This window comes from Candidatus Hydrogenedentota bacterium, assembly GCA_019637335.1.
In the GTDB taxonomy this organism is placed as follows: domain Bacteria; phylum Hydrogenedentota; class Hydrogenedentia; order Hydrogenedentales; family JAEUWI01; genus JAEUWI01.
Window position 1 is genome coordinate 250,254 of sequence record JAHBVV010000001.1, and the last position, 25,700, is coordinate 275,953.

The 25,700-nt window shown below is 65.0% G+C and carries 17 protein-coding genes; 10 read left to right on the top strand and 7 right to left on the bottom strand.

Translation table 11 applies throughout. The annotated features are described in order from the left end of the window. Nucleotides 1–138: 138 nt before the first annotated feature. A complete protein-coding gene (locus KF886_01005) occupies nt 139–2,466 on the top strand; it encodes a hypothetical protein (GenBank protein ID MBX3175916.1) in 2,328 nt (775 codons plus the stop codon). 618 nt (nt 2,467–3,084) lie between these two features. Here the strand turns inward: KF886_01005 and KF886_01010 are convergent. Then, nucleotides 3,085–4,440 carry a hypothetical protein gene (locus KF886_01010; protein ID MBX3175917.1) on the bottom strand — a complete coding sequence of 452 codons (1,356 nt, stop codon included), beginning with the start codon at nt 4,438–4,440 and terminating at the stop codon, nt 3,085–3,087. Between the two features lie 205 nt (nt 4,441–4,645). On the opposite strand from KF886_01010, the gene KF886_01015 reads away from it, so the two are divergent. The 3 genes from KF886_01015 to KF886_01025 all read left to right on the top strand — a co-directional run bounded on the left by KF886_01015 (nt 4,646) and on the right by KF886_01025 (nt 7,161). Further along, complete coding sequence (locus KF886_01015; GenBank protein MBX3175918.1) at nt 4,646–5,275, top strand: hypothetical protein; 630 nt, start codon at nt 4,646–4,648, stop codon at nt 5,273–5,275. Nucleotides 5,276–5,289: 14 nt separating this feature from the next. Further along, complete coding sequence (locus KF886_01020) at nt 5,290–5,676, top strand: transcriptional regulator (protein MBX3175919.1); 387 nt, start codon at nt 5,290–5,292, stop codon at nt 5,674–5,676. A 396-nt stretch (nt 5,677–6,072) separates the two neighbouring features. Then, on the top strand, nt 6,073–7,161 hold the full coding sequence (locus KF886_01025; GenBank protein MBX3175920.1) for a DUF1080 domain-containing protein: 1,089 nt from the start codon (nt 6,073–6,075) through the stop codon (nt 7,159–7,161). A 983-nt stretch (nt 7,162–8,144) separates the two neighbouring features. On the opposite strand, the gene KF886_01030 is transcribed toward KF886_01025, so the two are convergent. The 4 genes from KF886_01030 to KF886_01045 are packed head-to-tail and all read right to left on the bottom strand — an operon-like array spanning nt 8,145 to nt 11,395. Beyond that, entirely contained in the window at nt 8,145–8,294 is a 150-nt protein-coding gene (locus tag KF886_01030; GenBank protein MBX3175921.1) for a hypothetical protein, read from the bottom strand. 51 nt (nt 8,295–8,345) lie between these two features. Then, entirely contained in the window at nt 8,346–9,056 is a 711-nt protein-coding gene (locus tag KF886_01035; protein MBX3175922.1) for a type I 3-dehydroquinate dehydratase, read from the bottom strand. A gap of 31 nt (nt 9,057–9,087) precedes the next feature. Next, nucleotides 9,088–10,014 carry a lysophospholipid acyltransferase family protein gene (locus tag KF886_01040; GenBank protein ID MBX3175923.1) on the bottom strand — a complete coding sequence of 309 codons (927 nt, stop codon included), beginning with the start codon at nt 10,012–10,014 and terminating at the stop codon, nt 9,088–9,090. A gap of 4 nt (nt 10,015–10,018) precedes the next feature. Beyond that, nucleotides 10,019–11,395 (bottom strand): MBL fold metallo-hydrolase, encoded by a 1,377-nt coding sequence (locus KF886_01045; protein ID MBX3175924.1) that lies wholly within the window; start codon nt 11,393–11,395, stop codon nt 10,019–10,021. A gap of 728 nt (nt 11,396–12,123) precedes the next feature. Here KF886_01045 and KF886_01050 point away from each other — a divergent pair. Beyond that, a complete protein-coding gene (locus KF886_01050) occupies nt 12,124–13,230 on the top strand; it encodes a VCBS repeat-containing protein (GenBank protein ID MBX3175925.1) in 1,107 nt (368 codons plus the stop codon). A gap of 86 nt (nt 13,231–13,316) precedes the next feature. Here KF886_01050 and KF886_01055 read toward each other — a convergent pair whose 3' ends face one another. After that, the gene (locus KF886_01055; GenBank protein ID MBX3175926.1) at nt 13,317–14,432 is read right to left on the bottom strand and encodes a peptidoglycan DD-metalloendopeptidase family protein; all 1,116 of its coding nucleotides are present in this window, start codon (nt 14,430–14,432) and stop codon (nt 13,317–13,319) included. A gap of 1,348 nt (nt 14,433–15,780) precedes the next feature. Beyond that, nucleotides 15,781–16,254 (bottom strand): peptide-methionine (S)-S-oxide reductase MsrA, encoded by a 474-nt coding sequence (gene msrA, locus KF886_01060; protein MBX3175927.1) that lies wholly within the window; start codon nt 16,252–16,254, stop codon nt 15,781–15,783. Between the two features lie 224 nt (nt 16,255–16,478). On the opposite strand from msrA, the gene KF886_01065 reads away from it, so the two are divergent. From KF886_01065 to KF886_01085, 5 genes are all read left to right on the top strand, one after another. Further along, nucleotides 16,479–17,501 carry a rhodanese-related sulfurtransferase gene (locus KF886_01065; protein MBX3175928.1) on the top strand — a complete coding sequence of 341 codons (1,023 nt, stop codon included), beginning with the start codon at nt 16,479–16,481 and terminating at the stop codon, nt 17,499–17,501. A 307-nt stretch (nt 17,502–17,808) separates the two neighbouring features. Further along, nucleotides 17,809–18,840, top strand: a complete 1,032-nt coding sequence (locus tag KF886_01070) for a hypothetical protein (GenBank protein ID MBX3175929.1) — start codon at nt 17,809–17,811, stop codon at nt 18,838–18,840. Next, a complete protein-coding gene (locus KF886_01075) occupies nt 18,837–21,929 on the top strand; it encodes a peptidase domain-containing ABC transporter (protein ID MBX3175930.1) in 3,093 nt (1,030 codons plus the stop codon). Before KF886_01070 ends, KF886_01075 begins: the two co-directional genes overlap by 4 nt. Continuing rightward, the gene (locus KF886_01080) at nt 21,926–23,122 is read left to right on the top strand and encodes an HlyD family efflux transporter periplasmic adaptor subunit (GenBank protein ID MBX3175931.1); all 1,197 of its coding nucleotides are present in this window, start codon (nt 21,926–21,928) and stop codon (nt 23,120–23,122) included. The genes KF886_01075 and KF886_01080 overlap by 4 nt, the downstream gene beginning before the upstream one ends. A 97-nt stretch (nt 23,123–23,219) precedes the next feature. Continuing rightward, nucleotides 23,220–24,230 carry a substrate-binding domain-containing protein gene (locus KF886_01085; GenBank protein MBX3175932.1) on the top strand — a complete coding sequence of 337 codons (1,011 nt, stop codon included), beginning with the start codon at nt 23,220–23,222 and terminating at the stop codon, nt 24,228–24,230. Nucleotides 24,231–25,700: the final 1,470 nt, after the last annotated feature.

Genomic DNA, 25,700 nt, shown 5'->3' on the forward strand with positions numbered 1-25,700 from the left:
TCCTACATTTGCGTTGGTGGCTTAGGGTACCCGAAAGGCCGCCGGCGCCTCAACGCGCACACCGCGTCCGACGGGCCGCCTCACACCCCGGGTTGCTATACTCCCGACCAGCTTATCAACCCAGGAGGCGCCCGCCCGATGTTACACCGCATGTTGCTCTGCCCCGGCCTGCTCTTCGTTGCCTTCGCGCCCGCCATTGCCGAGGACTTGCCGTGGTGGGATCGCTACCCGCGCATTGTCCAGGGGACGCCGGAGGACCTGAAGCCGTACCAGGCGGATGTGGTGTTTGGCGGCGGGTTGAACGCGCCGAGCTGGGGGCTCTGGGGCCAGGTGCTGTTCGGGCGGCCGGAGGCGGCGGGGGAGGTGCGTCGGCGGGGCGGGCGCTTCATTACCTACTTCGAGACCTTCGGCCAGTCGTATTGCGTCGTCGTCGCGGTCCCGGATGCCCAACGGAACACGGAGGCGCCGCGGGCGTCGGCGTCGCACTGGGGCTGGCGCGGTTCGCCGGGCGACCCGATCTACTGGGCGGGCGCCCACACGTGGTTCGACGATCTGCCGGAGGCGCGCCCCTGGACGCGCACGCACCCCGCGTATGGCGGGCCGCCGATGCGCTATCCCGATGGGCGCGAGGCGTCGGGCTACGCGGGCGATCCGGCGAATCCGCTGAACCACCGCGCCTTTGACGCGGGCTGCTCCAAGAATGTGCTGGGCGATCTTTCGTACGAAATCGAGCCGATGCCGGACGCGATCCAGGAAAACGGCCCGCACGAGGGGCTGGTCCAGCTGGGCGGCCAATACACCGGCCTCATCTACCTGCACAAGGACTCGGCGTGCCCGCACTGGCTCGATCTGGACGAAGCGGCGGTGCGCTACGCCGCGGAGCGCGGCGCAAACGGCATGTGGAGCGACAATTTCAGCCCGTGGGACAGCTTCGGCATCCGCCCGGTGGAGCGCGGCTTTGGCGAGTGGTCGGTGGCGCTGTTTCGCGGCTATCTGAAAGAGCATTTCAGCGCGGAGGCGCTGGCGGCCATGGGCGTGGCGGATCCCGATACCTTCGACGTGCGCGAGGCGCTCCGCGCGCAGGTCCGGGAATGGGGCGGCGACGACACGGACCTGCGCGACCGCGTCTGGAACGATGCGCGCTGGCTGGACCACGATCTGTGGCGGGCCTATGTCATCTTCAAGCGCCAGCGGGGGACGCGCGCGCTCGACGCCTACGACGCGCGGATGCACGCCGCCGCGAAGGCCTCGGGCGAGCCGGAATTTCTCATCGCGGGGAACGACATCCCCGGGCTGAGCCTCGGCTGGGTGCGCGGCAACCTCGATCTCGTCAGCACGGAGTCGTCCGCCGGGTATGCGCTCGACGCGGGCAGCCGCGGCCTGATGCTGCCGCCCCTGGGCCGGCATTCCGTGCGCTACCGGCTGGCGTCCGCCCACGCGCGGAGCCGCCTGGTCAATATCTGGCCCTACCTGGACGGCGATTTGGAGCGGTACCGGCGCAACCCGGAACTGACGCGGATCATGGCCTACGAAATGCTCGCGGCGGGAGCGCTGCCCATGGCCTACCCGAGCCTGCCGCGCGTCCTGGGAACGCCAGAGGCCTACGCGGATTTCTTCGCCTTCGTGGGCGAGGCGCGGGAGCACTTCGGGCGCCGCGTCCCCCTGGCCCGCACGGGGATTTACTACTCCAGTTCCTCCCTGCTCGCCTTCATGACGCCGGGGGGCTTCGTCGACTTCAACCGCCGCCCGCACCAGTTCGGCTACTACGGCTGGGCCACCGCGCTGCACGACCTCCACGAGCCCTATGTCCCCGTGCCGGAGTGGCGGGTAACCCCGGAGACGCTTTCGGGCCTCGATCGCCTCATCGTGCCGAATGCTGTGGTGATGGCGGAGGAGGAGATCGCCGTCCTGCGCGATTGGGTGGACGCGGGGGGGACGCTCCTCGTAACCGGGGACAGCGGCGTGCGCGGCGGCGAGTCGGAGAACTTCGCGCGGCACGATCGCGGCCCCATGCACACGCGTATCTCGGGCCCGCGCGTGCGCCACGTTGCGGAAAATGTGGGCATGGCCTACTTCCTCGATCACGAGACGCGCGCTGCGCAATTGCCCGCGATCAGGGAGCACCTCCGGGCGGCGTATGACGCCGAGCACGAGCGGATCGTGGTCGCGGACGGCGTCCCGGCGACGGTCGGGGTCACGCCCTATATCGACCCGGCGCGGGGCGCATTTTTCGTGGACGTGAACAACCTGGCGATCGATCTCGAGGTGGATACGGTGGCGCCCGTCGCGGAAATCGTGTTTGAGGTGATGCTGCCTGAAGCGCTCCGGAGCGGCGCCTTGACCCACCGGGTGCTCACGCCGGAAACGGACCAGTCGGTGGGGGTGACCCCGGTGGACGGCGGCCGCGCGCGCGTGGTGATCCGGGGACTGCGGTACTATGCGGCGATCATGTTTACGCGGCGGTGATGCGCGCAAAGCAGGATGGCCGTCCCGCCTGTCCGGACGGCGCAATTCCCGCAATTTTGTGCTGACGCCCTACAACGTCATTCCCGCGAAAGCGGGAATCCAGCGGCATGCGGAGGTTTATGCGGTCGCATTGCTGAATCCCCGCGTTCGGGGCTGCCGTTTTAACGTGTGCGGTGAGCGCATTTACTACGATTCCGTGCTGACGCCCTACAGCGTCATTCCCGCGAAAGCGGGAATCCAGTGGAATGCGGAGGTTTGTGCGATCGCGTTCCTGGATCTCCGCGTTCGCGGAGGTGACGGATCTACTCACTCCTTACATCGTGTAGGGTGAGTCAAGAAAACCGACAGCCACTTTCGTGGGGATGACGGCGTTCGACCACCGGGAGTCGCCACCGTCGGGTGCGACAGGGGAGCGACTTCATACGGTTTAAGAATTACTTATTCACACGCGCCCTTTGGCGGGGCGGAATGTCTGCCTCCCTATTCCCCCCTGCACCCTGGCGTGACCGTTTCCCTGCATACTGCGCCCCGCTGGAGCGCCGGCATTCCGCCTCGGGCGGATCGCCGACCCTGCCGGCACGGTCGGCTTCGCCGCCCTGGACAGCCGATACGGCTATCCTACTTTTTATCAGGCGCCTGCCTGTGGAGCCGGAAGCAGTCGCGCGCGCACAGCGCGAGGATGAGCCCGCCAGAGCCCACATAGAAGGCCAAAAATCCGTAAACATAGGGCGGAACAGCGGACGTGGTCTTCGTCTCAAAGCCGGGCGCGGCGCGGCGGGTGAGATTGAACAGAATGGCGGCCTCGCCCAGAAGCGGGGCGTCGGTGGCGTCGGAGAGGACACGCGGGCCGAGGAGCATCCCATTGCCCAGGGGCCAGGATGTTACCAGCATTTCCATAGCCAGGGGATAAGCGTGATCGTAGCGCCCGTTGGCCCGCGCCGCCCCCACGCCGAAAGCGCTCCCGGCGGTGCTGAAGCCGGCGACGATGGGACCGGCGTCGATGTCGAAGCTCCAGTTGCGGGGCTCGTCTTCGGGGTATTCCAGGAAGCCCCAGATGCCATGGCGCTCGCGCCAGTAGTGCGCTTCGACGGCGGCGTACCATTCCCTGGCGGCATCGGGCCAGAGGTGGGGCGACGTGATGCCCATGTAGGCGTTGGCGCAACCCCGGGCCGGGCCAACGGGTGCGCCGCTATTGCGCAAAGCGAGATAGGGCGGCAGCCCGCGCTTGTCGGCGCAATCGCCGGTGAAACCACGTAGCCCGCGCTGAATCCGAGCGCTGTAGTCCGTGCCGAGGAGTTCACCGGCGCGTTTAATCGCCAGCCAGGCCATCATGACGTCTCCGGGGTAGCACTCGCCCGGATAGTCGTCCAGCAACCCGGCGGGCGATTCGTCGATGCTGATGGCCAGGCTCTCGGTTTCTTCGCGCAGTTGCGGCAGGTACTTCTCGTCGCCCAGGAGCCTGGTGTAGGCCGTCATGCCGCCAATGCGCAACATGCGGTAGAACACGTTGTCCTGGTGCATGTAGTTTTCCTCGCCCCAGTGTTTGATGACCCAACTCGCGTGCCCCTTGTCGAGCAACAGGTCGGTGGCGGCGATGATGGCCTCCCGGGCGTAGACCGCCGGGGCCTCCTTCGTAACGGGGTCGGCCTCCCAGGCCTCCTGAAGCGATTCCGTGGCCTGGAGATAGAAGAGCGAACCGAATACCGGCCATTCCGTGCCCGATATATTAAACTGGCCGACGCTTGCCCCGCTGTTCTCCGCCAGGCGGCCTCGCGCCCAGTACGCGTAACGTTTGCTGAGGGATTCGTGCATCCCCCAGGCGGCTCTGGGGATGCCATCGCCGGTGAGACCGGGGTCACCGAAGCTTCGGGCGACCATCCAAACGGGCGGCGCAAAGAAGTAAAGTGCGATAGCGGCCAGCGCCAGGCGGCTGGCCCCGACCCACAGCCGGCGGTAGCTTTGTTTGGTTTTCATATGTGCTCTCCATGGCGGTCACTTTATGTTGCAAAGTTCTTTTTAACTTTATATCACAAAGTTCTTGCCGTGACAAGACAATGCGATGTACGATGCCGGTAACGAAGGAATTGGGCGGCCAACGCAGGACAGGCGACCCGCGCGTCTACACCGCCGGAACGGTTGTACTGCGGAGGCGGCGCCGTTGGACATACGGGAACCGCACATGGAACAACGGGAAGACGGCACGCCCGTGGCGCTCCACGACCGCGCCATGGAAAACCTCTCGTTTATTCGCGACGCGATGGAGCGCTCCGAACCCTTCACGGGAATCTCGGGCAAGGGTTTGATCGCCATGGGCCTCCTCGCTCTCGCCGGCGGCCACGCGGCGCGGCTGCACCGCTCGCCCGACTGGTGGATTTACACCTGGCTCGCGGTGGCGGTGCTGGGGTGCGTGGCGGGCCTGGCCACCATGTGCTGGAAGATGCGGAATCTGGATCGGCCGAGCGTAGCCCGCGCCACGCGGCGATTCGCACTGAATGTGGCCCCTGCGGTGCTGGCGGGCGTGTTTCTGACCGAGATCTTTTACGAGCTGGGCCTGAACGCGCTCATGCCCGGCCTGTGGTTGCTGCTCTACGGAACGGGCGTGGTCGCCGGCGGCGCTTTGTCTGTTCGCATCATTCCCGCGATGGGCGGCTACCTGATGATTTTGGGCGCCGTGGCGCTTTTCTGGACCCAATGGGGCGAACAGCCCTTCGCCCGCGCCAACCCGGTTGGCGAAATCGCCATGGTCCTGGGCTTCGGCGGGGGGCATATTGTCACGGGCGCGATTATCTGGCGCCGGTATGGCGGTTAGAAGGAGTTTCCAAGATGGCCGGGAATGTCGGTCGCAAGCCTCGTGACAAGAACAGGGAAGCCGTGGCAACGCGTGAACCGGCAAATCCGGAAACCGGTACGGCAACCAACCTGAACAGGCTGATCCACGAGCGGACACGCCTCGCCATCATCAGCGCACTTGCGGTGAACGACAAGCTCACCTTTATGGAGCTGAAAAGGCTCCTGGACACTTCCGATGGCAACCTGAGCGTCCACGCCCGAAAGCTGGAGGAAGCGAACTACATCGAGTGCGCCAAGGGCTTCGAGGGCCGGGTGCCGCGGACGGAATACCGCATTACCAAGGAAGGCCGGAAGGTGCTGAAAGACTACCTTGCCCACATGGAGCGAATCATCGGCGCGGTCCGCGGCGGCGCCACATGAACCCCGATGAACCGACGAATCGCAGGGGCGCCGTTTTGGACAGCTGGCACGGGCGGCTTCGCCGCCTTGGACAGCCAGGACGGCTATCCTACTTTTGACGCAGACAACCGAGAGTCCGCGGCGGCGGAATGAGCTGTGTCCCGATTCCCCCCTGCGCCCTGGCGTGACCGGTTCCCAGCATACGGCGCCCCGCTGGAGCGCTGGCATCCCTGCCGGCACGGGCGGCTTCGCCGCCCTGGACAGCCGGGACGGCTATCCTACTTTAGTCGCGGGATCCAGTCCCCCCCGGGCATTGGCGGGGCGGGGGCGGGTGTGTCACAATGCGTGACTGGGCTTGAACCGGAACGCATCGGCCCGCGGGCCGCTTCGCTTGAACCTGGAGAACGCATAATGCGCATGACCACGCTTTTTACGCTGTTCCTGATACCCGCGATCGCGGCCGCCGCCGCACAAGGCGCCGAAACGAATTCGGGCTACCTGATCCACGACATGGACCGCGCGCCCGCGCCGGCGGTCACGCCCGGGACGGACGGCGGGCCGCCGTCCGACGCCATCGTGCTCTTCGATGGCGGCGATCTGTCGGAATGGCGCACGGAGGACGGCGCGGCGCCGGGCTGGCTCGTGCAAGATGGCTATTTTCAGTGCGTCGAGGGCGCGGGCAACATCTACACGCGGCGCGACTTCGGCGACTGCCAGCTGCATATCGAATGGGCGTCCCCGGCGGACCCGGCCGGCAAGATCGATCAGGATCGCGGCAACAGCGGCGTATTCTTCATGGACAAGTACGAGGTTCAGGTGCTGGACACCTACGACAACCGGACCTATTCCGACGGCTACGCCGGGTCCGTCTACGGGCAGCACCCGCCTCTGGTCAACGCGACGCGCCCGCCGGGCGAATGGCAGAAGTACGACATTGTGTTCCGCGCGCCGCGCTTCAAACCGGACGGCAGCCTCCGGCGCCCCGCGCGGATGACCGTGTTTCACAATGGCGTACTGGTGCAGGACAATGTGAAACTCACGGGGCCGACCAGCTGGCTCCAGCAGAAGCCCTACGAGGCGCATGCGGACGCGTTGCCGATCCGGCTTCAGGATCACGACAGCCCGGTGCGTTTCCGGAACATCTGGATCCGCCCGCTGGCCGAGCCGGATCACGTGAAGAAGATCCCCATGAAGACGCGCGAGGCGAAAGTCGCGCTGACGCCGGAACAGCTCGACCGCTTTGTCGGCGCCTACGAATCCTACGACGAGGGCGAGGAGAAGAAAGAGACGCCGTTCATCGTCATACGCCGCGACGGCGGCCAGCTCTACGCGACCGTCCGCGACAAGCCGGAGCGCCGGATATATGCGCAGTCCGATTCCGAGTTCGTCCTGGAGGCCGTCGACGGCACGCTGAGCTTCCAGACGGGCCCGGACGGCGCGATCAGCGGCGTGGACTTCCGCGTGGGCCGGATCGCCAAGTTCGAGGCGCGCCTGCCGGGGCCGTGAGGCTCGGAGCGGCGCTCCGCATGAGCCCGAACAGCCCGCCCCCGGCACGCCTCAACAGCCGGAATCATTTTCTATCCGTACGACTACTATCCGTCATATTCTTGCTTGTGTAGCAAGAAGAAGAAGAAACGTAACAGTTTAGCCGTCTGGAGCAATGAAGATTTTTAACCACGAATGAACACGAATTCACACGAATAAGAGAGAGTATTGACCCGGTTCGAAGACTCAAATGAAACGATAACAGGTCCGCCTTTAAGCCTTTGAAGAGAGGTAATACTTTAGCCGTATGAAGTAGCGCCAGCCCATTCTTGTCATGCCGCGATCCTACGACGAGAGCGCGCAAGGCTGGGAGCGCAGGCGTCCCTGCCTGCAATGCACCGGAGGTGCATGGCGTATTTGCGATTTGGGCACACTTGATCGGGGAGACGATTGGACCCGGACTTCCACAGTTTAGATTCGCGCCTTCGGCGCGGTGCGGGCGGGCCGCCCGCGCTCCCATTCGTCCACACTTCCGTTGCTGCGCGGGATTGTGTCGTCGAGGAATCAAGCCAGCTTCATTCCGCTAAAGAATTACGAAGAGAGGAATTCTCCCGCAGATTTGCACAGAATGCCACAGACAAGGGGTAGAAACCGGCAGCCGGTACCGGCACACAGGTGGCGGGTTGATCTAAGTTCTCCGCGGCCAATCAGGTTTCTTGTTGCTTGGATGCCTGGCTGCGGGCCTGGGTAAAGGCCGGCTTCATGAATTGAATCTCGGTTTCTTATTCGTGTCTATTCGTGTGCATTCGTGGTTCAATATCCTTGTTGCGGACCGAGGCTGCCCTGTGTAATCCGCCGTCACAATTCCTGATCGCGGACAACGGTCCCTCGGCGCGCTCCGCGGTGTCACCCACCCCACACAAAAAAAGCCGCCCCGGACGGATTACCCACCCGCCCGGGACGGCGTACACGAAGTCTCCAGGAAGCGCCTTCTCGCCCTCGGCCTACTTCCCATCCTCCAGAATGATCAAAAAGTCATTGTAGCTCTGGCCATTATTGGCCGTAACCGACACAACCTTCCAGCCATCCTTCAGCATGTCTTCCAGATCGTGCTTGCCGGAACCGTTGGATTGAATTATCAATGCGCGTTGCATACTGCCTCCTGAAAAGAACAAACGGGATCATGGCGCCCCCGCCCTGCGGGTTCAGGCCAATCGGGGATCGAAAGCATCAAGATACTTCAGTGTGTCCCCGCAATTCAACTGCCCGGGCGCCGTCGGGGCGCCCAGGAACGTATACGTCACCAGCGAACCCAGCGCCGGAAAGAAAACCCGCGACGGCAGGCCATACGCGCCCATCCCCACCACAATCACCCCCTCCGCCCGGTGCGCCAGCGTAAACGCGGCCAGCCGCCGCAAATCATCCAACGTATTGCACCGCGCCGCAACCTTCACCACATCCGCCCCACGCTCCCGGCCCAGCGCATAAATCGACGCCAGCCGGTCATCGTCCGGCGTCTCCCCGAAGTCATGAAACGACCCGATCACCAGCCGCCCCGCCGACCGCGCCGCCGGAGCCACCGCGCGAATGGCCTCCCCCGCGCAAATCTCCACGTCCACCGCCTCACAATGGGCCAGCACAGCCTCATAACACGCCACACGCGCCGCCTCGCCCCCGCGCCAGCCCCCGCCCTCGTCCGCGTGCCGCAGCGTGACCAGCCGCGGAAACCCCGCGTACCGCGCCGCAAAGGCCGCCAGCGCCAACGGGTCGTGCTCCCCCAGCGCGTCCAGCCGCAGCTCCACCAATACCCGGTGCTCGCCCGCCGCCGCGCGAATCGCCTCCGGCGCAACCGCCTCCTGAATCGCAATCGCGGCGCACGGGGCCGCGCACAAATCGATCTCGCCTATCCGCGGCATCGCGCCATCCTCTCTCTACAAGCCGCCATACTCAGCGGTCCCGCTTCTCCCGCGCCGCCCACTCCCGGGCAAGCCGCGGACGTTCCTTCCAGCGCCGGTGCAGCCACAGCCACTGCGCCGGATACTCCCGCACCATCGCCTCAATCGCATCCTGGCACTTCTGGGTATTCTCACGAAGATCCGCCCTCAAGTCCCCCGTGCGCGACATCGTGATCGGCGGGTAAAAACGCAACACATACCCGCCGTCCGCCCGCCGCACAAGCGCCACCGGCACCACCGGAACCTTCGCCCGCACCGCAATCATCACCGGCCCCACCGTCGCCCAGCACGGAGCCCCGAAAAACGTCACCGGAACCCCATTGTCCCGCGGGCTCTGATCCGCCAGAATGCCCACCAGATACCCCGCCTTCAGCCGGTTCAGAATCTCCCCCCCCGCCCGGTCCTTCGGAATTGTGACGATCCCGCCCGCCGTCCGGATCCCGTCGATTACCCGATCCACCCCCGGATCGTCAAACGGGCGAACCACCTCCGCCACCGGGTAGCCCGACGCCGCCATGCACGGAGCCATCAACTCCCAGTTGCCCAGATGCGCCCCGATACACAGGTAGCCCCGCCCGCGCTCGATAAACTCCGCCCCCTCCACCGTGAGCGCGCGCCCCGCGCCCTGCTCCCGGGCAAGCGATTGCAGGTGGCCAAACTCCGCGGCCACCAGCGCCAGGTTATCCACGCAGCCGCGAAGGATTCGATGCTTCTCCGGCCCGCTCAGGGAATCCCCATACGCCAGCTCCAGGTTCGCCCGCGCCACCCGGTAAACCCGCGGCACGCAACGCGCCAGCGCCCGCCCGCCACAAACCGCAATCGCCCGGTTCAGCTTAAGGGGGGTGCGGGAAGTAACCGCGATAAACGCCCGCGTCGCGCCGGCGACAACGGCCCGGGCGAGCCGGCTCCGGCGCGCCATGCCCTCACGCCTCCAGCGTGAGGGTCTCGCCTATCGTCGGGGCGAATACCTGGCAGCCCGGAGCCGCATGCTCCTTCATCCACGCGATCGCCTCCGGATCCCCGTGCACGAAAACCACATTCCGGGGCCGGATCTTCTCGATCACCCGGCGCAAGGTCTCCCGGGGCGCGTGTCCGCTGAAGGAAAAGCGCCGGATGTTCTCCAGCCGGACCTCCTGGCGGGGGCGCTGCAACCCGAACGCAAGCTGATCCCCCGGCGTCGAATGCAGCAGCTTGTACCCCAGCGTCTCGTGGTCCAGATACCCCACGAAGAATATCCCGTGGTGCGTCGATTTCACCATCTCCTCCGCAATCAGCGCCGATGGCGTGTTCTCCAGCATCATACCCGAAGTCGCCACAATGATCGCCGGCTCCGACACCAGCTTCTCCACCACACCCGGCTTCCACACATTGCCGATGCGCGCAAAATCGTTCAGCGGGCGCAATACCGCGTTCGGAAGAAGATAATCGGTAAAGCGATCGTACAGCTCGTACACCGCCCGGCCCAGACCCGAAGCGTAGATCGGGACCTCCGGAATCTTCCCCTCCTCCTGAAGCCGCGCGACGAAATTCAGCACCTCCTGCGTACGCCCGAGCGCAAAACTCGGAATCAGCACCACGCCGCCCCCCTCCAGCACGTCCGCGATCGCGGCGCCCATGCTGTACACCTCCTCCTGATACGTGTGCACCCCCGCGATGCCGCTCGCCCCGTGCGTCGCCTCAATAATCAGCGAATCCACCGGCTCCAGGTCGTCCAGCGGCGAAAAGCCGTCGATCAGCTCCTGCGGCGTCTCGCAGATGTCGCCCGTGTAATAAATCGTGTGCCCCGGCGCCTTGATTACCGTGCTCGCCGCACCAAGCACATGGCCCGCGCGGCGGAATCGCGCCTCCACCGGCGTGCCCAGCGGAAGACGGAACGGCTCCTCGAAGTCGTGCCCCTCAAAACGCTCCATCGCGTAATCCACGTCTTCGTGCTCGTACAGCGGGTAATCCGCCACCCCCCGCTCCCGCGCCAGCAACCCCATCACCGAAACGCTGTTGTGTAGCATCCGCTCCGTGATCCGCACCGTCGGATGCGTCGCATGCACGCTGACACCCGGATACTCCCGAAGCAGGTACGGAATCGAACCGCAGTGATCCTGGTGGCCGTGCGACAGCAAAAGCGCTTCCGGAGCCCGGCCCAACAGCGAAAACGCCGGCAGCGCCTGCTTCCCGTCCTTCTTCGGATGGGTGCCGCTGTCAAGAAGAATATGCTGGTGGTTCAGGGTCAGTTGAAAGCAGTTCGCTCCCACCTCCCCGCCGCCTCCCAGAACGGTCAGTTGAATTGGGGTGTTCGAAGCCATAGATCTTCGTATTCTACGGTTATCAAGCTAAACATGTCAAAATCCCGGAAAATAATGGCGCCAGCACGCGAGATTCTTCCCCAATCCCCAAAAAGGGGACTGCATCCGGCTGGCAAGCAACCCAGGGGACTGCATCCGGCTGGCAAACAAGCCCACCCCCCGGAGCAACCACCTCCGAACCAGCCGGTGGCTGTACCCCAAAAAAGCGGACTGCATCCACCTGGCAAGCAAGCCAACCTCCGGAGCAACCACCCCCAACCCAGCCGGTGGCTGTACCCCAAAAAAGCGGACTGCATCCGGCTGGCAAGCAACCCCACCTCCGGAGCAACCACCCACAACCCAGCCGGTGGCTGTACCAGGGGACCGCATCCGGCTGGCCAAAGTGCTCAACGTATGGCAAGGATGCGACAACCCAGCCGGTGGCTGTACCCCCAAAAAGCGCACTGCATAAGGCTGCCAAGCAAGCCAGCGCACTGCATCCGGCTGGCAAACAAGCCCACCCCCCGGAGCAACCACCCCCAACCCAGCCGGTGGCTGTACCCCCAAAACCCCAGCCCCAACACCCCGCGGCCTGCCTTCCATTTGACACGGCGCCCGGATCTGCAAGATCATGGCGGATACGGCGCGCCCCCATGCGCGCGCCGCGACGCAGTCCCTGTACCACCTATCGGGAGAAGATCATGAAGCAGTTCCTCCACCTCGGCCTCGGCGCGCTGGCCCTGGCCTCCATGGCCGCGGCCTCGGCGCAAGCCGCCGAGCTTCGCTTTGAGAAACAGCGAATCGGGACCGGCACGTACGAATCCGGCGCGCTCTTTGACGTAAACAACGACGGGATCGTCGATGCGGTTTCCGGCGAATACTGGCGCCCCGGTCCCGACTTCACCGCCTCCCACAAGATCGCCACGATCCTCGAGCAGTCCACCTACTACGACGACTTTTCCAATTACCCCATGGACGTCAACGGAGACGGCTACCTCGACATCGTCACCGGCGGCTGGTTTGGCAAGAAAATGAGCTGGCGCGAGAACCCGAAGGGCGAGCCGGTCGAATGGACCACCCACGATATTGCGGAGGTGGGGAATGTGGAGCGCGGCTGCTTCTGGGATATCGATGGCGACGGCCACGTGGAGGCGGTTCCCAACCTGCCGAACGATGGCGTCGTGATCTTCATTCTGGAGCGCGACGACGAGGGGAAGGGCGCGGGCAAATTCCGCCGCGTCGACGTCTATGCCGAAAAACAGGGCCACGGCCTGGGCTTTGGCGATATCAATGGCGACGGGCGGGGCGACCTCATCATGACCCACGGGTGGCTTGAAGCGCCGGAAAAGCCGTTCGAACAGCCCTGGACCTACCATGGAGGCCTCGATCTCGGCCAGGCCGGCGTCCCGATTCTGGTGTATGACGTCAATGGCGACGGCAGAAACGACCTCATCGTGGGCCAGGGGCACGACTACGGCCTGGCCTGGTACGAGCAGCGTGATAACGGCAACGGCCGCGAATGGATTAAACACGATATCGAGACCGACCGCTCCCAGTTTCACGACTTGCAACTGGCGGACCTGGACAACGATGGCGTCCCCGAACTGATCACCGGCAAGCGCTACCGCGCGCACAACGGCGCGGATCCGGGCGCGGATGATCCCGTCGGGCTGTATTACTACCCGCTGAAGGAGGGAAAGCCGGAGCGCCACGTGATCGACTACGGTCCGCCCGAAACCGCAAGCGGAACCGGCATCTACTTCTGGGTGGCCGATGTGGACGGCAATGGATGGAACGACATCCTCGCCCCCGGCAAGGAAGGCGTCTACCTCTTCAAGAACCTGGGGCCGAAATAGGCCCGCCGCATGAAACGGCAAAACCCCGGATCGCGCGATGCGTTCCGGGGTTTTTTCGTGCCCTGTTTGCGCCAGAGAAAGTCGATTCAGTTGCCGTTCTGGGCCACCCGGAGCGGCGCAGTCTCCAGGTACGGCATCGGATCCACCGCGCGGCCGTGGCGGCGAACTTCAAAGTGCAGGTGCGGCCCCGTGGATCGCCCGCTCGACCCGCTGTCGGCGATATGCGCCCCCTCGGCGACGCGTTCCCCCACTTCCACCCGCGTCTTCGAGGCGTGCGCATAGAGCGTCTCGAGGCCGTCCTCGTGCCGGATGATGACCGTGTTGCCATAGCCGCTTTTCCAGCCGCTGAAGGACACCACACCCGATCGCGCCGCCGTGATCGGCGTCCCGCGCTTCACCGCAAGGTCGATGCCGTCATGAAAGGCCATCCGCCCGGTAAAGGGATCCTTGCGCATGCCGTATTCCGAGCTGAGGCGCGCCGATCCCGCCACCAGCGACGCCCACGGACCCGGGGCCGCTTCAATGGCCCGCCGATCGGGATGCACGATCCCGCGAAGCAGCTGAAGCGCGTTCGACGTGTTGTTCAGCAGCCGTTGCAGCGCCAGCACGGCGTCGCCTCGCCCGCGGCCCGGACCGCCCAGCGGCGCAATGTCGTCCGGCGTGGTTGACCGGTCCGCATTCGCCGGCGAAAGCGAAGCGATCGCGGACGCGCTCACGCGGACCGGTCCCCCGCCCGGAAGCGCGCCGATCAGGGGATCGGTGAGCTGATGCGGCGGAGCGGACGCCGGAACGGACGCTTGCGGGACCACTGCGGACGGCATGCTCGCCGAGGCCACGGGAAACCCGCCGAAGGGCGGCTCCGGCGGAGCCGGCGTTGCCAGCGCGCTCAAATCGATCAATTGGCCCGGATGTATGAGATCCGGATTGGACAGGTTGTTCGCACGGGCCACCGTCACCACACCGGCATAAACTTCGGCATTGGCCGGCCGCTGGCCGCCCGCCTCCAGAAATTGGCGCACGATCCGGGTGAGGTTTTCACCGTTCCGCACCGTGTGCCGCGCGGGCGTCGGGCTGGATACCGTGGGCTCGGGATCGACGTTGGGAAACGGGCGCGCGGCCAGGGGGATCGGGGTGGCCCGCGTCGCGCTGCCGGTGATGTCCGGGCGGCCGGGGCCGAGAATATCGATTCCTTCCAAGCGCATCGTTGCATCCCTGGTGGTTGGCGCTGCATCTGGTTGGAAGGGAAAGCAAGAACGGGGCCAGCACATCCCACAACCCCCAGATCAAGGTTTTTCAACAGGTTGCGGGGGCCCCGGCCCCAAAGCCGCGCCGCGGCGCTGGCAGCATTTTCCGGCGGGGTGGAACTTTTATCCCTCCGCCACAAACGCAGGAGAGCCTCCAGCCGCAGCCCAAAAGGGGATCACCACGAAGGGCGCGAAGTCCACGAAGAGAAGAAGTAGAAGCGCGAGTGGTAATCGCGCACAGACTCCATGACGCAGATGAGTCGGCGCACACTTCCGGCCCGAAGGGCCAACGCAGTGTTCAGCCCTGGGCAACGCGGATCTCGCGGCAACGCCCTGAAAGGGCAACGCAGTTCGACTTCAAAGTGGCTGCATGCGCTCAATTCGCTGCCCTGCCCCATCAGGGCGAAGTAACAGGTGCTCCCGTTTTCCCTCGGCGTTGCCCGGGGCTGGGAGCTTCACTGGCCCTTCGGGCGGGAATACCTCACCCACACAGGCCCATACCGGCTCGTACTGGGGACTCCAGAAATAGATCGCGCGCCGAAAATCCGTCCATTAGCACGCCCGTACGCGCAAACCGCCACAAACACAAAAAGACCCAGGCCGCTGGTTGGCAGCGGCCGGGGCCTCGTTGTGGGACAGGGAAGGAAGAAGCTTGTCCAAGATCTATAGGAAAGAGGAGAGGGTCTCCCCCGGGCATAAGGGGAGGGAGGAGTGGCCCGGGGGAGACCACGCCGAATGCTGCGGCATTGATTTTGGGAGAGAACCGCATTGTGCCGGTTGGTGTGGGGCAATCGGGGAGCCGGCACATTGGGGAGACATTCGACGCATTGGGAACCTCTTTGGGAGCGTCCTGTATATTCAATTGTTCATGCATACCGACGAAGTTCAGTCTGTTTTATTCACTCGTTCCTGACTTTCGCCTTCTAACACGCTATAACGCAATCGCTGTGCCAAGTTTGGTCAATCGCGCTAAGTCCTTTGTTTTCAGCGCCGACCCGGCTTCAACTGCTGCTAACTACTGAATACCGGGGAGCTCGGAAAAGGTTTCACGCCCGATTCATGTCCCAATTGGGGTTTCGATTCCCGCCTTGGGGTATTCGAGTAATGGGCGCGCGGGCAAAGCGATTCAATTGTAAATGGCGCGCGTTGCTCCAGGGAGTTCATGCCGCCAAACCGGGCCGGCGCGCGCTGGCCCATCCTTCAGGAAAACGCCGCCCGGTACCGCAAAGTTGACGCCGTCGCGCCGCCGCCAAAAAAAACGCGCGCGCCCGTGTCGGGACAGGCGCGCGCGGGTAGTTGGCGATACTCAGCCCACCTGGCAGTGCGCGAGGCCCCGCTTCTCCAGGTAACGCTGGTGATACTCTTCGGCCCGGTAAAACGTCCCCGCCGCCGTCACTTCGGTGACAATCGGGCTTCGGAAGGCGCCCAGATTGTTCAGCGACTCCTTCGCGGCCTCGGCGGCGCGCTGCTGCCGGCCATCGAGACAAAAAATCACGCTGCGATACTGCGTCCCGATGTCGGGGCCCTGCCGGTTAAGCGTCGTGGGGTTGTGACACTTCCAGAATACGTCCAGCAGTTTCTCGAAGGAAACCTGCGCCGGATCGAAGCTAACCTCCACCACTTCCGCATGGCCCGTCTTGCCCTTGCACACATCGTCGTACGTTGGGTTCTCCATGTGGCCGCCCATGTAGCCCACGACCACATCCGCCACCCCCGGAACCTGGCGATAGGTGGCCTCCACCCCCCAGAAACAGCCCGCCCCGAAATACGCCTTTTCCATCATTACGTCCTCCGATGTCTGCGCTTGAGGATCCAATTCCAGTCTCAGTATAGAAGAATTCAGCCTGATTGACCAGCCCTGTCCCGAAAAAAACGCGCGCCCTGTTGCCCGGCGCGGGAGAGGCCGTTACGGATATAACGACAGCGGCGCGTCCGAACGGGACACCGACCGCTGCGCCATGGCATACTTACCCCCGAAAACTGGCTTATATTCGAGGTCCCGCCATGAGTAATCCACATCCCGACCCCCCGGTTGTCGTTGCCGCCCTCTACCATTTCGCCCGGCTCGACAACGTTGAAACGCTCCAGGAGCCGCTGCTGCAAGTATGCCGCTGCCAGGGGGTTAAGGGAACGCTTCTCCTCGCCCGCGAGGGGATCAACGGAACGGTTGCCGGGACGCGCACGGGCATCGACGCGGTCCTGGCCTGGTTGCGATCGGATCCGCGCCTTTCCAAATTGGAGCATAAGGAGTCCCTGCACCGGGAGACCCCGTTCCACCGCATGAAAGTCCGACTCAAACCGGAAATCGTCACCCTGGGCCTCCCCAATATCGACCCCGCGACCCAGGCGGGCGATTATGTCGATCCAGAGGACTGGAACGCGCTCCTCAGCGATCCCGAGGTCGTCCTGATAGATACGCGCAATCACTACGAGTGCGCGATCGGCGCCTTTCGGGGGGCGATTGACCCGCACACCGCCTCGTTTCGGGAGTTTCCAGCCTATGTCGACGCCCATCTCGATCCGGCGGTGCACAAGAAGGTCGCCATGTACTGCACCGGCGGGATCCGCTGTGAAAAGGCCACCGCGCTCCTGCGCCAGCGCGGCTTCGAATCGGTCTACCATCTGAAAGGCGGCATTCTGAAGTACCTGGAAACTGTGCCCGCGGAAGAATCCCGCTGGGAAGGGCAGTGCTTCGTCTTCGACGAGCGGGTCAGCGTCGGCCACGATCTGACCCCCGGCGACTACGTATTGTGCCGCGGCTGCCGCATGCCCGTATCGCCCGCGGACCAGCAATCGCCCCGCTACCGGGAAGGCGTGTGTTGCCCCCGGTGCGCCGATGCCCTCACGCCCGATCGCGCCGCACGCCGCGCGGAACGCCACCGGCAGGTCCAGCTAGCCGCCGCCCGCAGCGAACTGCACGTGGGGCGTCCGGCGCGCGAGACCGACGCCGGGCGCAACCCCGATCCGGGAACCCCGAACCCGCAAACGATTCCGGAAACCAGCAGAGACGCTGACGTTCCCGCCTGATCCAGCGTCGGGTCCGAACCGGGACCCAGGCATTCCTGCGCGAGCGCCCAAGGCCCAAAGGCTCGCGGGCACTACATTCCGTGGCTTCTCCCGCGTTCCCCGCCGACCCACATACGCCCTTCGCCGGCCCGCCTCGGGGTGATTGGGAATGCGCGGGGCGCTCGTGTACACTTCCCATACTGGAAGGGGTGGACGCGGACGGTGCGAAGACCGGTTTAACCACGCGATGCGCCGGGGAAACTTGCAGGGATCGAGCGTACGCCATGAAACCGCTGGCTTCGCGAACGGATACGAGAGGAAGCGCCGCGTGAGCAGCACCGTGCTATTCACGGCGGGCGAACTGTGCGTCACGCCGCCACACGTTTTGTCGGCGGCGGCCTTCTGGGGCCACCTTCCGACGCTGCTGGAATCGTCGCGCCACCGGCTGGCCTGCCTCGACTCCGCCGCCGCACGCGCCATAGAAGCTCCCGACAAAGCCCTCCAGGCCGCCTCGGAGTCGTTTCGCCGATCGCGGGGCCTTCGGACCGTCCAGGCGACCGAACAGTGGATGGCCGCCTGGGGCGTCGAGGTGGAGGCGTTTACGGGCTACCTCGAGCGGGAAGCGCTCCGCGCGCAGATTGGCGACGAGGCCCCGGCGGCGGCGGACGAATCGCGCCTGGCCGGCGTGCTGTGGCCCGACGCGGTTTTCGGCGGCCAGGCGGCGTCCTGGCTTCACCCCCTGGCCGCGCGCGCCGCGGTCCGTTGCGAGGGCGGCGCGACCGACGTGCCCGGGTCGCTGTTTGACCCGGCGTCGTCGCCGGGCCTGGCGCCGGATGCGCTCCGCGTGTGGAGCGATCGCCTCGACCTCCCCGCAACCTGGTTCGACGAACTCGTGGCGATGGAGGCCGGGTTTCTCCGGTTCGCGGAGCGCCAGCAGACCCCGGCGCGCCTCGACGCGGCCCTGCGCGCGCGCTGGGAGTCCCTGTTCGTGGCCGACATAGAAACCGCCTCCTTTCCGACGGAAGCCGCCGCGCGCGAGGCCCTGCTGTGCATCACCGAGGATGGCGAGCCCATGAGCGCGGTATGTTCGGTGGCGGGTGGGAGCTACCAGAGCGGGCGCGCTATGCTCGGCGATCTCCCGGTCGGCGTCCGTGCACACGCGCTGTCGGCGCCGCCGGATACGCTCCTCCCGATTTTCTCGCAATCGGGGGTCTATACCGTGTGCCGCGTGCGCGGCAAGACCGAGCCCAGCCTCGATGACCCCCGGATCCGTTCCATCGTCGCCGGCGCGGTCGTGTCCGAGGCCGTACAGCCGCTGATCCAGCGCCACGTGGCCTGGTCCCCGGGGGTGAGCCCGTGAACGACGACCACCGGCAAATCATCGAACGCCTGAGCCTGCTCGAACTGCTTCCGGCCCGCGCGCGTGAACGCGTGATCGCGTGTTGCCGCGAGGAGCACTACCACTTCGGCGAAGTCATCGTGCGCGAGGGCGATCCCGGCGACGCCTACTTCATTCTGGTGGAAGGGCGCGCCCGCGTGTTCAAGCGCGGCGACCATGGCGAGGATATCCCGCTCAACGTATTGCGCGCGGGAGACGCCTTCGGCGAGATGGCGCTCCTGGAGGAGGGCACGCGCACGGCGAGCGTCCGGTGCAGCAGCGACGTGCGCCTGTACCGGCTGAGCCGGGACGACTTCCACCAGATCCTGGCGGAGGATCCCGAGTTGCGGCACTACCAGCAACTCCGGATCCGCTACCTGAAGGTGCACAATTTCCTCCGGGAGACGTCGAGCTTCGGCAAGCTCCCGGCGGCCGCGCTCCAGGCCTTTCTGGAGCGCCTCATGCCCATGTCCTTTGCGCGGGGCGAAGCGATCATCCGCCAGGGCGAAGACACCCACGACTTTTTCATTATCGAGCACGGGCGCGTCCACATCTACCGCCTGGAGAAGGGCGAGCGGCGCAGCCTGGCCTTCTGCCGCGCGGGCGATTACTTCGGCGAGATTTCCGCGATCCAGGGCGTGCCCCGCGCCGCCACGGCGGAAACCGTGAGCGATTGCCGCCTGCTGCGGATGAGCCGCGCCGACCTGCTCGCGCTGATGGACGAATACCCGGAGTTCCGGGACGCCATCGAAGCGCGCATGGCGGCCTACTCCTATCGCGAGGAGGCCCGGGTCCCGCTCGATTTCTCGCAGGAGTTGCTGCCGGCGGATGCGTCGCGCCAGCCGCTGCAGATCGACGCCAGCGCCGCGGAACCCGCCGCGGCGGTCGTACCGTCCCGGGGACGTCGAGGCCGCTGGGGCCGCCGCGTGCCCTTCATCAAACAAGTCGACGAAATGGACTGCGGCGCCGCGTGCCTGGCGATGGTCTGCCGCTACTTTGGGCGCCGGGTCAGCCTGCCGCGCATCCGCCAGCTGGCGCACACCGCCCTGGACGGCACGAGCCTGAAGTCGATCGTGGGCGCCGCGGGCGAACTCGGGCTGGCCGCGCGCGCGGTGAAGGCGGGTCCGGCGGATCTGGACAACCTTTCCCTGCCCGCCATCGCGCACTGGGAGGGCAACCACTGGATCGTGGTGGCGAAAGTCGGGAAGCGCCACGTCCACATTGTGAATCCGGCGTCCGGCCCCGAGCGCGTCAAGCGGGCGGAGTTTCTGGCGAAGTGGAGCGGCTACGCCGCCCTCTTTGACTACACCCCCGCCTTTGAGGATGCCCCGGAAGGCCAGCGCACTTGGGCTTGGGCGATGGCCTTCGTCAAGCCCTTCCGCTGGACCCTCGCCCAGATCCTGCTGCTCGCCGTGGTCACCAGCGGGCTCCAGTTGCTGCTGCCCGTGTTCACGCAGGTCATCGTGGACCGCGTCGTGGTCGACCGCGACCTCGATACGCTGCACATCATGGTCGGCGCCATGATCGTGGCGCTCGTGTTCATGCTCGGGGCGAACCTGCTCCAGCGCTTCATGCTCAGCTTCGCGGCGGTCCACATCGACGCCTCCATCCTCGATCATCTGACCCGCAGCATGCTCGCGCTGCCCATGAGCTACTTCAACAACCGGCGCATCGGCGACATACAGCGCCGCCTGGCCGGGGCGCGGCAGGTGCGCGAGTTCATCGTCCACAGCGGGCTCAAGGGCCTCCTTTCCGCGGTGCAACTTGCGGCGTACCTGGGGCTGATGGCCGCCTACAGCGTCTCCCTGCTCTTGGTTTTCCTCGTCACCGTCCCGTTTTACGTGGGGCTCATGGTTTTCTCGCGGCGCGTGCTCCGCCCCCTGTTCAACCGCATTGAAGAGAGCTTCGGCCGCTACCAGTCCCACCAGATCGACGCGATCCGGGGTATTGAGGCGGTCAAGGCCAGCGCGGGCGAACAACAGTTCCGAGACCGCATGCTGAACGAGTTCCTGGGGCTCGCGCGGACCCAGTTCAAGAGCAACTTCACCATCATGTTCTACGAAAGCGCGATCCAGGCCGTGAGCTACCTCTCCACGGTGCTTTTCCTCTGGGCCGGCGCGCACCTCGTCATGCGCGGCGAGATTACGATCGGCGCCTTCGTCGCCTTCAACGCGCTCGTGGCGATGACCTACACCCCGATCCTCACGGTCCTCGGGCTGTGGGACGAGTTCCAGATGTCCGGCGTGCTCATGAACCGCATCAACGATATCTTCGAGTTCGAACCGGAACAGGGCAAGGACCGCAGCCGCCTCCAGCCTGTCAGTTCGCTGGAAGGGCGCATCGAACTGCGCGGGGTCCAGTTTCACTACGGCGGCGAGGGCAGCCCGCTCATCCTCAACAACATCACGCTCGACATTCCGGCGGGCAAGACCGTGGCGGTGGTGGGGCGCAGCGGCTCGGGGAAGACGACGCTGGTCAAGCTGCTCTCGGGCCTCCTCGAGCCCACGGCGGGGACCGTGCTCTTCGATGGCGTGGACATGAAGACCCTGAACTACCGCGACCTGCGCCAGCACGTCGGGCTCGTCCTGCAGGACAACTATGTGTTCGACGGAACGATCCTCGAAAACATCGCGCTGGGCGATCCCGAGCCGGACGTGCACCGCGCGGCCTGGGCCGCGAACACCGCCAACGCCCACGATTTCATCGCGCGATTCCCGCTGGGCTACGAGACCCGCATCGGTGAAACCGGCATCGCCATTTCCGGCGGCCAGCGGCAGCGGGTCGCCATTGCCCGCGCAATCTACAATAATCCGCCGATCCTGATTTTCGACGAGGCCACCAGCGCGCTCGACAGCGAATCCGAGCGCGCGATCCAGGAAAACCTGGACCGCATCCTGCAGAACCGGACCGCGATCGTCATCGCGCACCGCCTGAGCACCGTGCGCAATGCGGATGTGATCGTGGTGCTGGAAAAGGGCGAGGTGGTGGAAATGGGCACGCACGACGAGCTGCTGGCGCGCAAGGGCCTCTATTTCTACCTGCACGGCCAGCAGATGGGGTTTGGAACATGAGCAACACCCTGCAAACCCCGAAGGCCGGCCGCGTCACCGAACTCTTTCCCTACGAAATGCCGTTTCGCGCGGCGCGCACCATCGCCGCGATGTTACTGGCGCTGTCCGGCGTGATCGCGGCCGCCGCAATCCTCCTCGAATTCCCGGAAACGGTCTCCGCGCCCTTTGTGCTGCTTCCGGAATCAGGGTCCGACCCGATCCAGTCGCCGTTTGACGGCGTCATCGAAGTGGTGCACGCGGCCACGGGCGCGGAAGTGCGCCAGGGCGACATCCTGTTTGTAATCCGGTCGCCGCGCGTGCAGGAGCTGGCGGCGGAGTTGCGCGGCCTGGAGAAGGACCTGGCGGCCACCGCCCAGGAGCGGGTATCGGCGGAGAACACCTACGCGATCAACCGCGAAATACAGGAGGCCGAGATCGCCCAGCGCGCGCAGGAGACCGCCTTCCGCAAGCGCTATCTGGACGCCTACGAGGACGTAAACTCGCGCATCAAGCGCCTCCAGGCCGAGGGTCTGGCGTCCTCCCTGGACGTGCTGAACCACCAGCTCGGTTTCGCCGGCGCCGAGCGCGACGCCGCTCTGGCCGAGGAAGAGTATAAGATGGCGCAGCTCGCGCTGTCCCGGCTCGACGCCGAATACCAGCAGGCGCGCGAGCGCATGGAGAACGAGGAAGCAAAACTCCGCGTGCGCGCCGACGGGATCGCAAGCCAGTTGAAACAGGCCTCCGGCGATCTGGCGCACATCACCGCGCCCTACGACGGCGCGATTGTTTCCGTGGCGCGCAAACGCGCCGGCGACGTGGTGGGCGTGGGCCAGGAGTTGTGCCAGATTGCGCCGGGAAACGCGCCGCCGCGGGCGCACCTCTACCTCGAGGAACGCGGCATGGCCCGCCTGCGCGAGGGCCAGCCCGTGAAGCTGCTCTTCGAGGCCTTTCCCTACCAGCGCTACGGCGTCGTCGACGGCGAACTCGCGTGGCTCAGCCCGGCCGCCATTCTCGCGCAGGGCGAGGAGCGCTTTATTGCCCACGTGGCCCCGGAGCGGCTGGAAATCGGATTGGCCGGAGCCGCGCGCCCCCTCCGCATGGGCATGCGCGGCGAGGCGCGTATCCAGGTGGGCCGCCGCACCCTGATCGAGCACGCCTTCGAGCCGCTGCGCCAGCTCCGCGAGAATATGCGCGTGCAGGAGAGCGGTAGCTGACCGCCGCGCGCGTTGGCGCATGCTTCGCGCGGGGCGTATAGTATCGGGCGTGGCCCAATCGGGACGCCACACCGAAAACCGGGAAGGAGAGCATCGCATGATCAGGGCATGGGCACAGAAAACGCGGTATGGATTCCGCACCTTGGCATTGGCCGTACTCGCCGCGATCGCGGCCGGGGGCTGCGCGCCCCGCGAGAAAGCGGACGATGGCCAGATCCGCATCGGCGCTATCGTGTTTCAGGAGGACCAGTATTTCCGGCTCGTGGAATTCGGCATGCGCGACGCCGCCGCGAAGGCCGGCGCGGCGATCAGCGTCAACAACAGCTTCAACGCGCTCGACAAAGAAATCTCCCTGATCGACACCTACCTGGCGAACCGCGTCGATGCGCTGGTCGTGGCCCCGCTGAGCGCCCAGAGCTCCATATCCGCCCTCAAGCGCGCCGCCGGCCGCGGAATCCCCGTCGTCGTGTTCGACAGCTTCGTCGAGGCGGATTTCCCCGCCAGCACCGTCCGGAGCGACCAGGTCGAGCTCGGACGCGTCACCGGCGAATTCGCCCGCGCCTTCATCGAGGAGCAGCTCGGCGGAAAGGCCAAAATCGCAATCGTGCAGTTCATCGCGCACATGCCCGAGCCCGGCAGCCAGCGCGTCCAGGGTTTCCGCGATGAAGTCACGAAACTGCCCGGCGTCGAAATCGTCACCGCGCAGGACGCCTGGCTCGCCCCCGAAGCCACGGCCCTCGTCGAAAACATCCTGACGGCGAACCCCGACATCGACATCGTCTGGTCCGCCAACGAGGGCGGCACCGTGGGCTCCGTAAACGCCGCCCGGGCCGCCAACATGAAGAATCCCGCGCGCCACGTCTACGTATTCGGCACCGACATGAGCGAACAGATCGGGGCCTTCCTCCTTTCCAGTGACAACGTCCTCCAGGCGGTGACGGGCCAGAAGCCCTTCGATATCGGCGCGCTCGCCGTGAACAACGCGCTCAAGGCAATCAACGGCGACCCGGTCGAAAAGCGCGTCGCGATGCCCGGCATGCTCTTCAGCCGCACCGACCCCGACGGCGTAAACGCCTACCTCGCCATGCTCAAAGAGCTCACGCAATAGCAACTACCGGCGTCACCGCAAAACCACCTGAAAAGGAAAGTGGCACAGCAGCCGTCCCGCCTGTGCCTGGAGTTGCTACCTTTTCACGCAGCTGCGGCGCTTGCCATTGTTGTTCTTGACGTGAATATGCCGAGTGGTTGCAGCAATTGGGGCTGTTCGTCCATTTCTTTGCGCAGCAATGTTATTAGGTCGGGGCACGATGGGCGTGTCGCGTGCTTTCTCCAGCGTGGGGGGAGTGCGTATGCGCCATTTCGCTCGGGCCCAAAGGCCTGGAGGGCGGCCAGTAGCAGCGCGCTGTACGCGGCGACGGCCAGCGGGGGCTGTTTGGGTACGGAGTTTGGGTTCCAGAGCTGGGCCTGGCCGACGCCAGGGGTCTCTTTCTCTTCTCTGTGGTTGACTTCGATCGGCCAGCGGTCGAAGTAGATCTGGGGTAGCACTTTAGCCGTCTGAAGTAGCGAGCATGTCTGCTCCCAGGCACTCCGGCAATTTGAGAGGAAGCACGGCTAAAGGATCGCGGGCATTCTTGCCTGCGGCAACGCCTGCTTCGGCTTTCAACGGGCATGGCTGGCCTGGAATAGAAATCCCCGCGCCCCCAAACCCGGATTTCAATGGGGACCTGCTGTCGGCTGTGGATAATCAACGTGGCTACTATAAGAAGTGATCCGCGATCCTTGCGCGCCGTTGGCGCGGTGGACAGCCGGGACGGCTATCCTACATTTGCCGCGGACAGGCCGAAGGTCCGCCGCGGCGGAAATCTCCACGATCCTTCGATTCACGCTCTCCTGTCGGGGGGCGCTTCATTCCGCTAATGTGTTACGAATCTTCGAGCCGGGTCATTCGTCTCTCTTATTCGTGTCATTCGTACTAATATCCGTCAACTACCTGTTCTTTCTGCAAGTTCTTGCGCTCAAACGCCCCATGAATATTGGGTGTAAACGTATTTGCGAAGCGGAAACTCCGGAGAGAATTTCCCGGCCGTTCCGTGAATTTCGTGGTCGAAATTCTTTTCTTGCCCACGGATTACTCCGATGACACGGATTGAAGCGACACCCGAACCAAACGAGAAGAAGCAGCCCGCCAACCAATCAACCCCGCTACAATTCCGATGCTGAACAATCCGAACAGGCCACCTTGGAAACAGCACGCAGCCGCCGGCACGCCTCAACGACCGGAACGAATTTCTATCCGTGTCATCCGTGTCATCCGTGGTCAAAAATCCTGATCGCGGCCAGTGGCCGCTCGAGGCGCATTCGTGTGCATTGGTGTCCATTCGTGGTCAAAAACGCACCCTCATTCAACCACCTACTTCATCTGCGTACAAGAGCCATCCTCTGCGCTCTCTGCGGTCAAAGCCCTTCTCTGTTTCTCTTCGTGCCCTTCGTGCCCTTCGTGCCCTTCGTGGTGACCATTTCTTTGGTTGCGGCCCAAGGCTGCCCTGCGACCTTCGTGGTGATCCCTTCTTCGGTTGCG

Bases quoted from the DNA above. Each gene is read 5' to 3' on its own strand.
- KF886_01030 (MBX3175921.1), bottom strand. From the start codon at position 8,294: ATGCAACGCGCATTGATAATTCAATCCAACGGTTCCGGCAAGCACGAT.
- KF886_01040 (MBX3175923.1), bottom strand. From the start codon at position 10,014: ATGGCGCGCCGGAGCCGGCTCGCCCGGGCCGTTGTCGCCGGCGCGACG.
- msrA (MBX3175927.1), bottom strand. From the start codon at position 16,254: ATGGAAAAGGCGTATTTCGGGGCGGGCTGTTTCTGGGGGGTGGAGGCC.
- KF886_01050 (MBX3175925.1), top strand. From the start codon at position 12,124: ATGGCCGCGGCCTCGGCGCAAGCCGCCGAGCTTCGCTTTGAGAAACAG.
- KF886_01065 (MBX3175928.1), top strand. From the start codon at position 16,479: ATGAGTAATCCACATCCCGACCCCCCGGTTGTCGTTGCCGCCCTCTAC.
- KF886_01025 (MBX3175920.1), top strand. From the start codon at position 6,073: ATGACCACGCTTTTTACGCTGTTCCTGATACCCGCGATCGCGGCCGCC.
- KF886_01010 (MBX3175917.1), bottom strand. From the start codon at position 4,440: ATGAAAACCAAACAAAGCTACCGCCGGCTGTGGGTCGGGGCCAGCCGC.
- KF886_01020 (MBX3175919.1), top strand. From the start codon at position 5,290: ATGGCCGGGAATGTCGGTCGCAAGCCTCGTGACAAGAACAGGGAAGCC.
- KF886_01045 (MBX3175924.1), bottom strand. From the start codon at position 11,395: ATGGCTTCGAACACCCCAATTCAACTGACCGTTCTGGGAGGCGGCGGG.
- KF886_01005 (MBX3175916.1), top strand. From the start codon at position 139: ATGTTACACCGCATGTTGCTCTGCCCCGGCCTGCTCTTCGTTGCCTTC.
- KF886_01015 (MBX3175918.1), top strand. From the start codon at position 4,646: ATGGAACAACGGGAAGACGGCACGCCCGTGGCGCTCCACGACCGCGCC.
- KF886_01080 (MBX3175931.1), top strand. From the start codon at position 21,926: ATGAGCAACACCCTGCAAACCCCGAAGGCCGGCCGCGTCACCGAACTC.
- KF886_01055 (MBX3175926.1), bottom strand. From the start codon at position 14,432: ATGCGCTTGGAAGGAATCGATATTCTCGGCCCCGGCCGCCCGGACATC.
- KF886_01085 (MBX3175932.1), top strand. From the start codon at position 23,220: ATGATCAGGGCATGGGCACAGAAAACGCGGTATGGATTCCGCACCTTG.
- KF886_01035 (MBX3175922.1), bottom strand. From the start codon at position 9,056: ATGCCGCGGATAGGCGAGATCGATTTGTGCGCGGCCCCGTGCGCCGCG.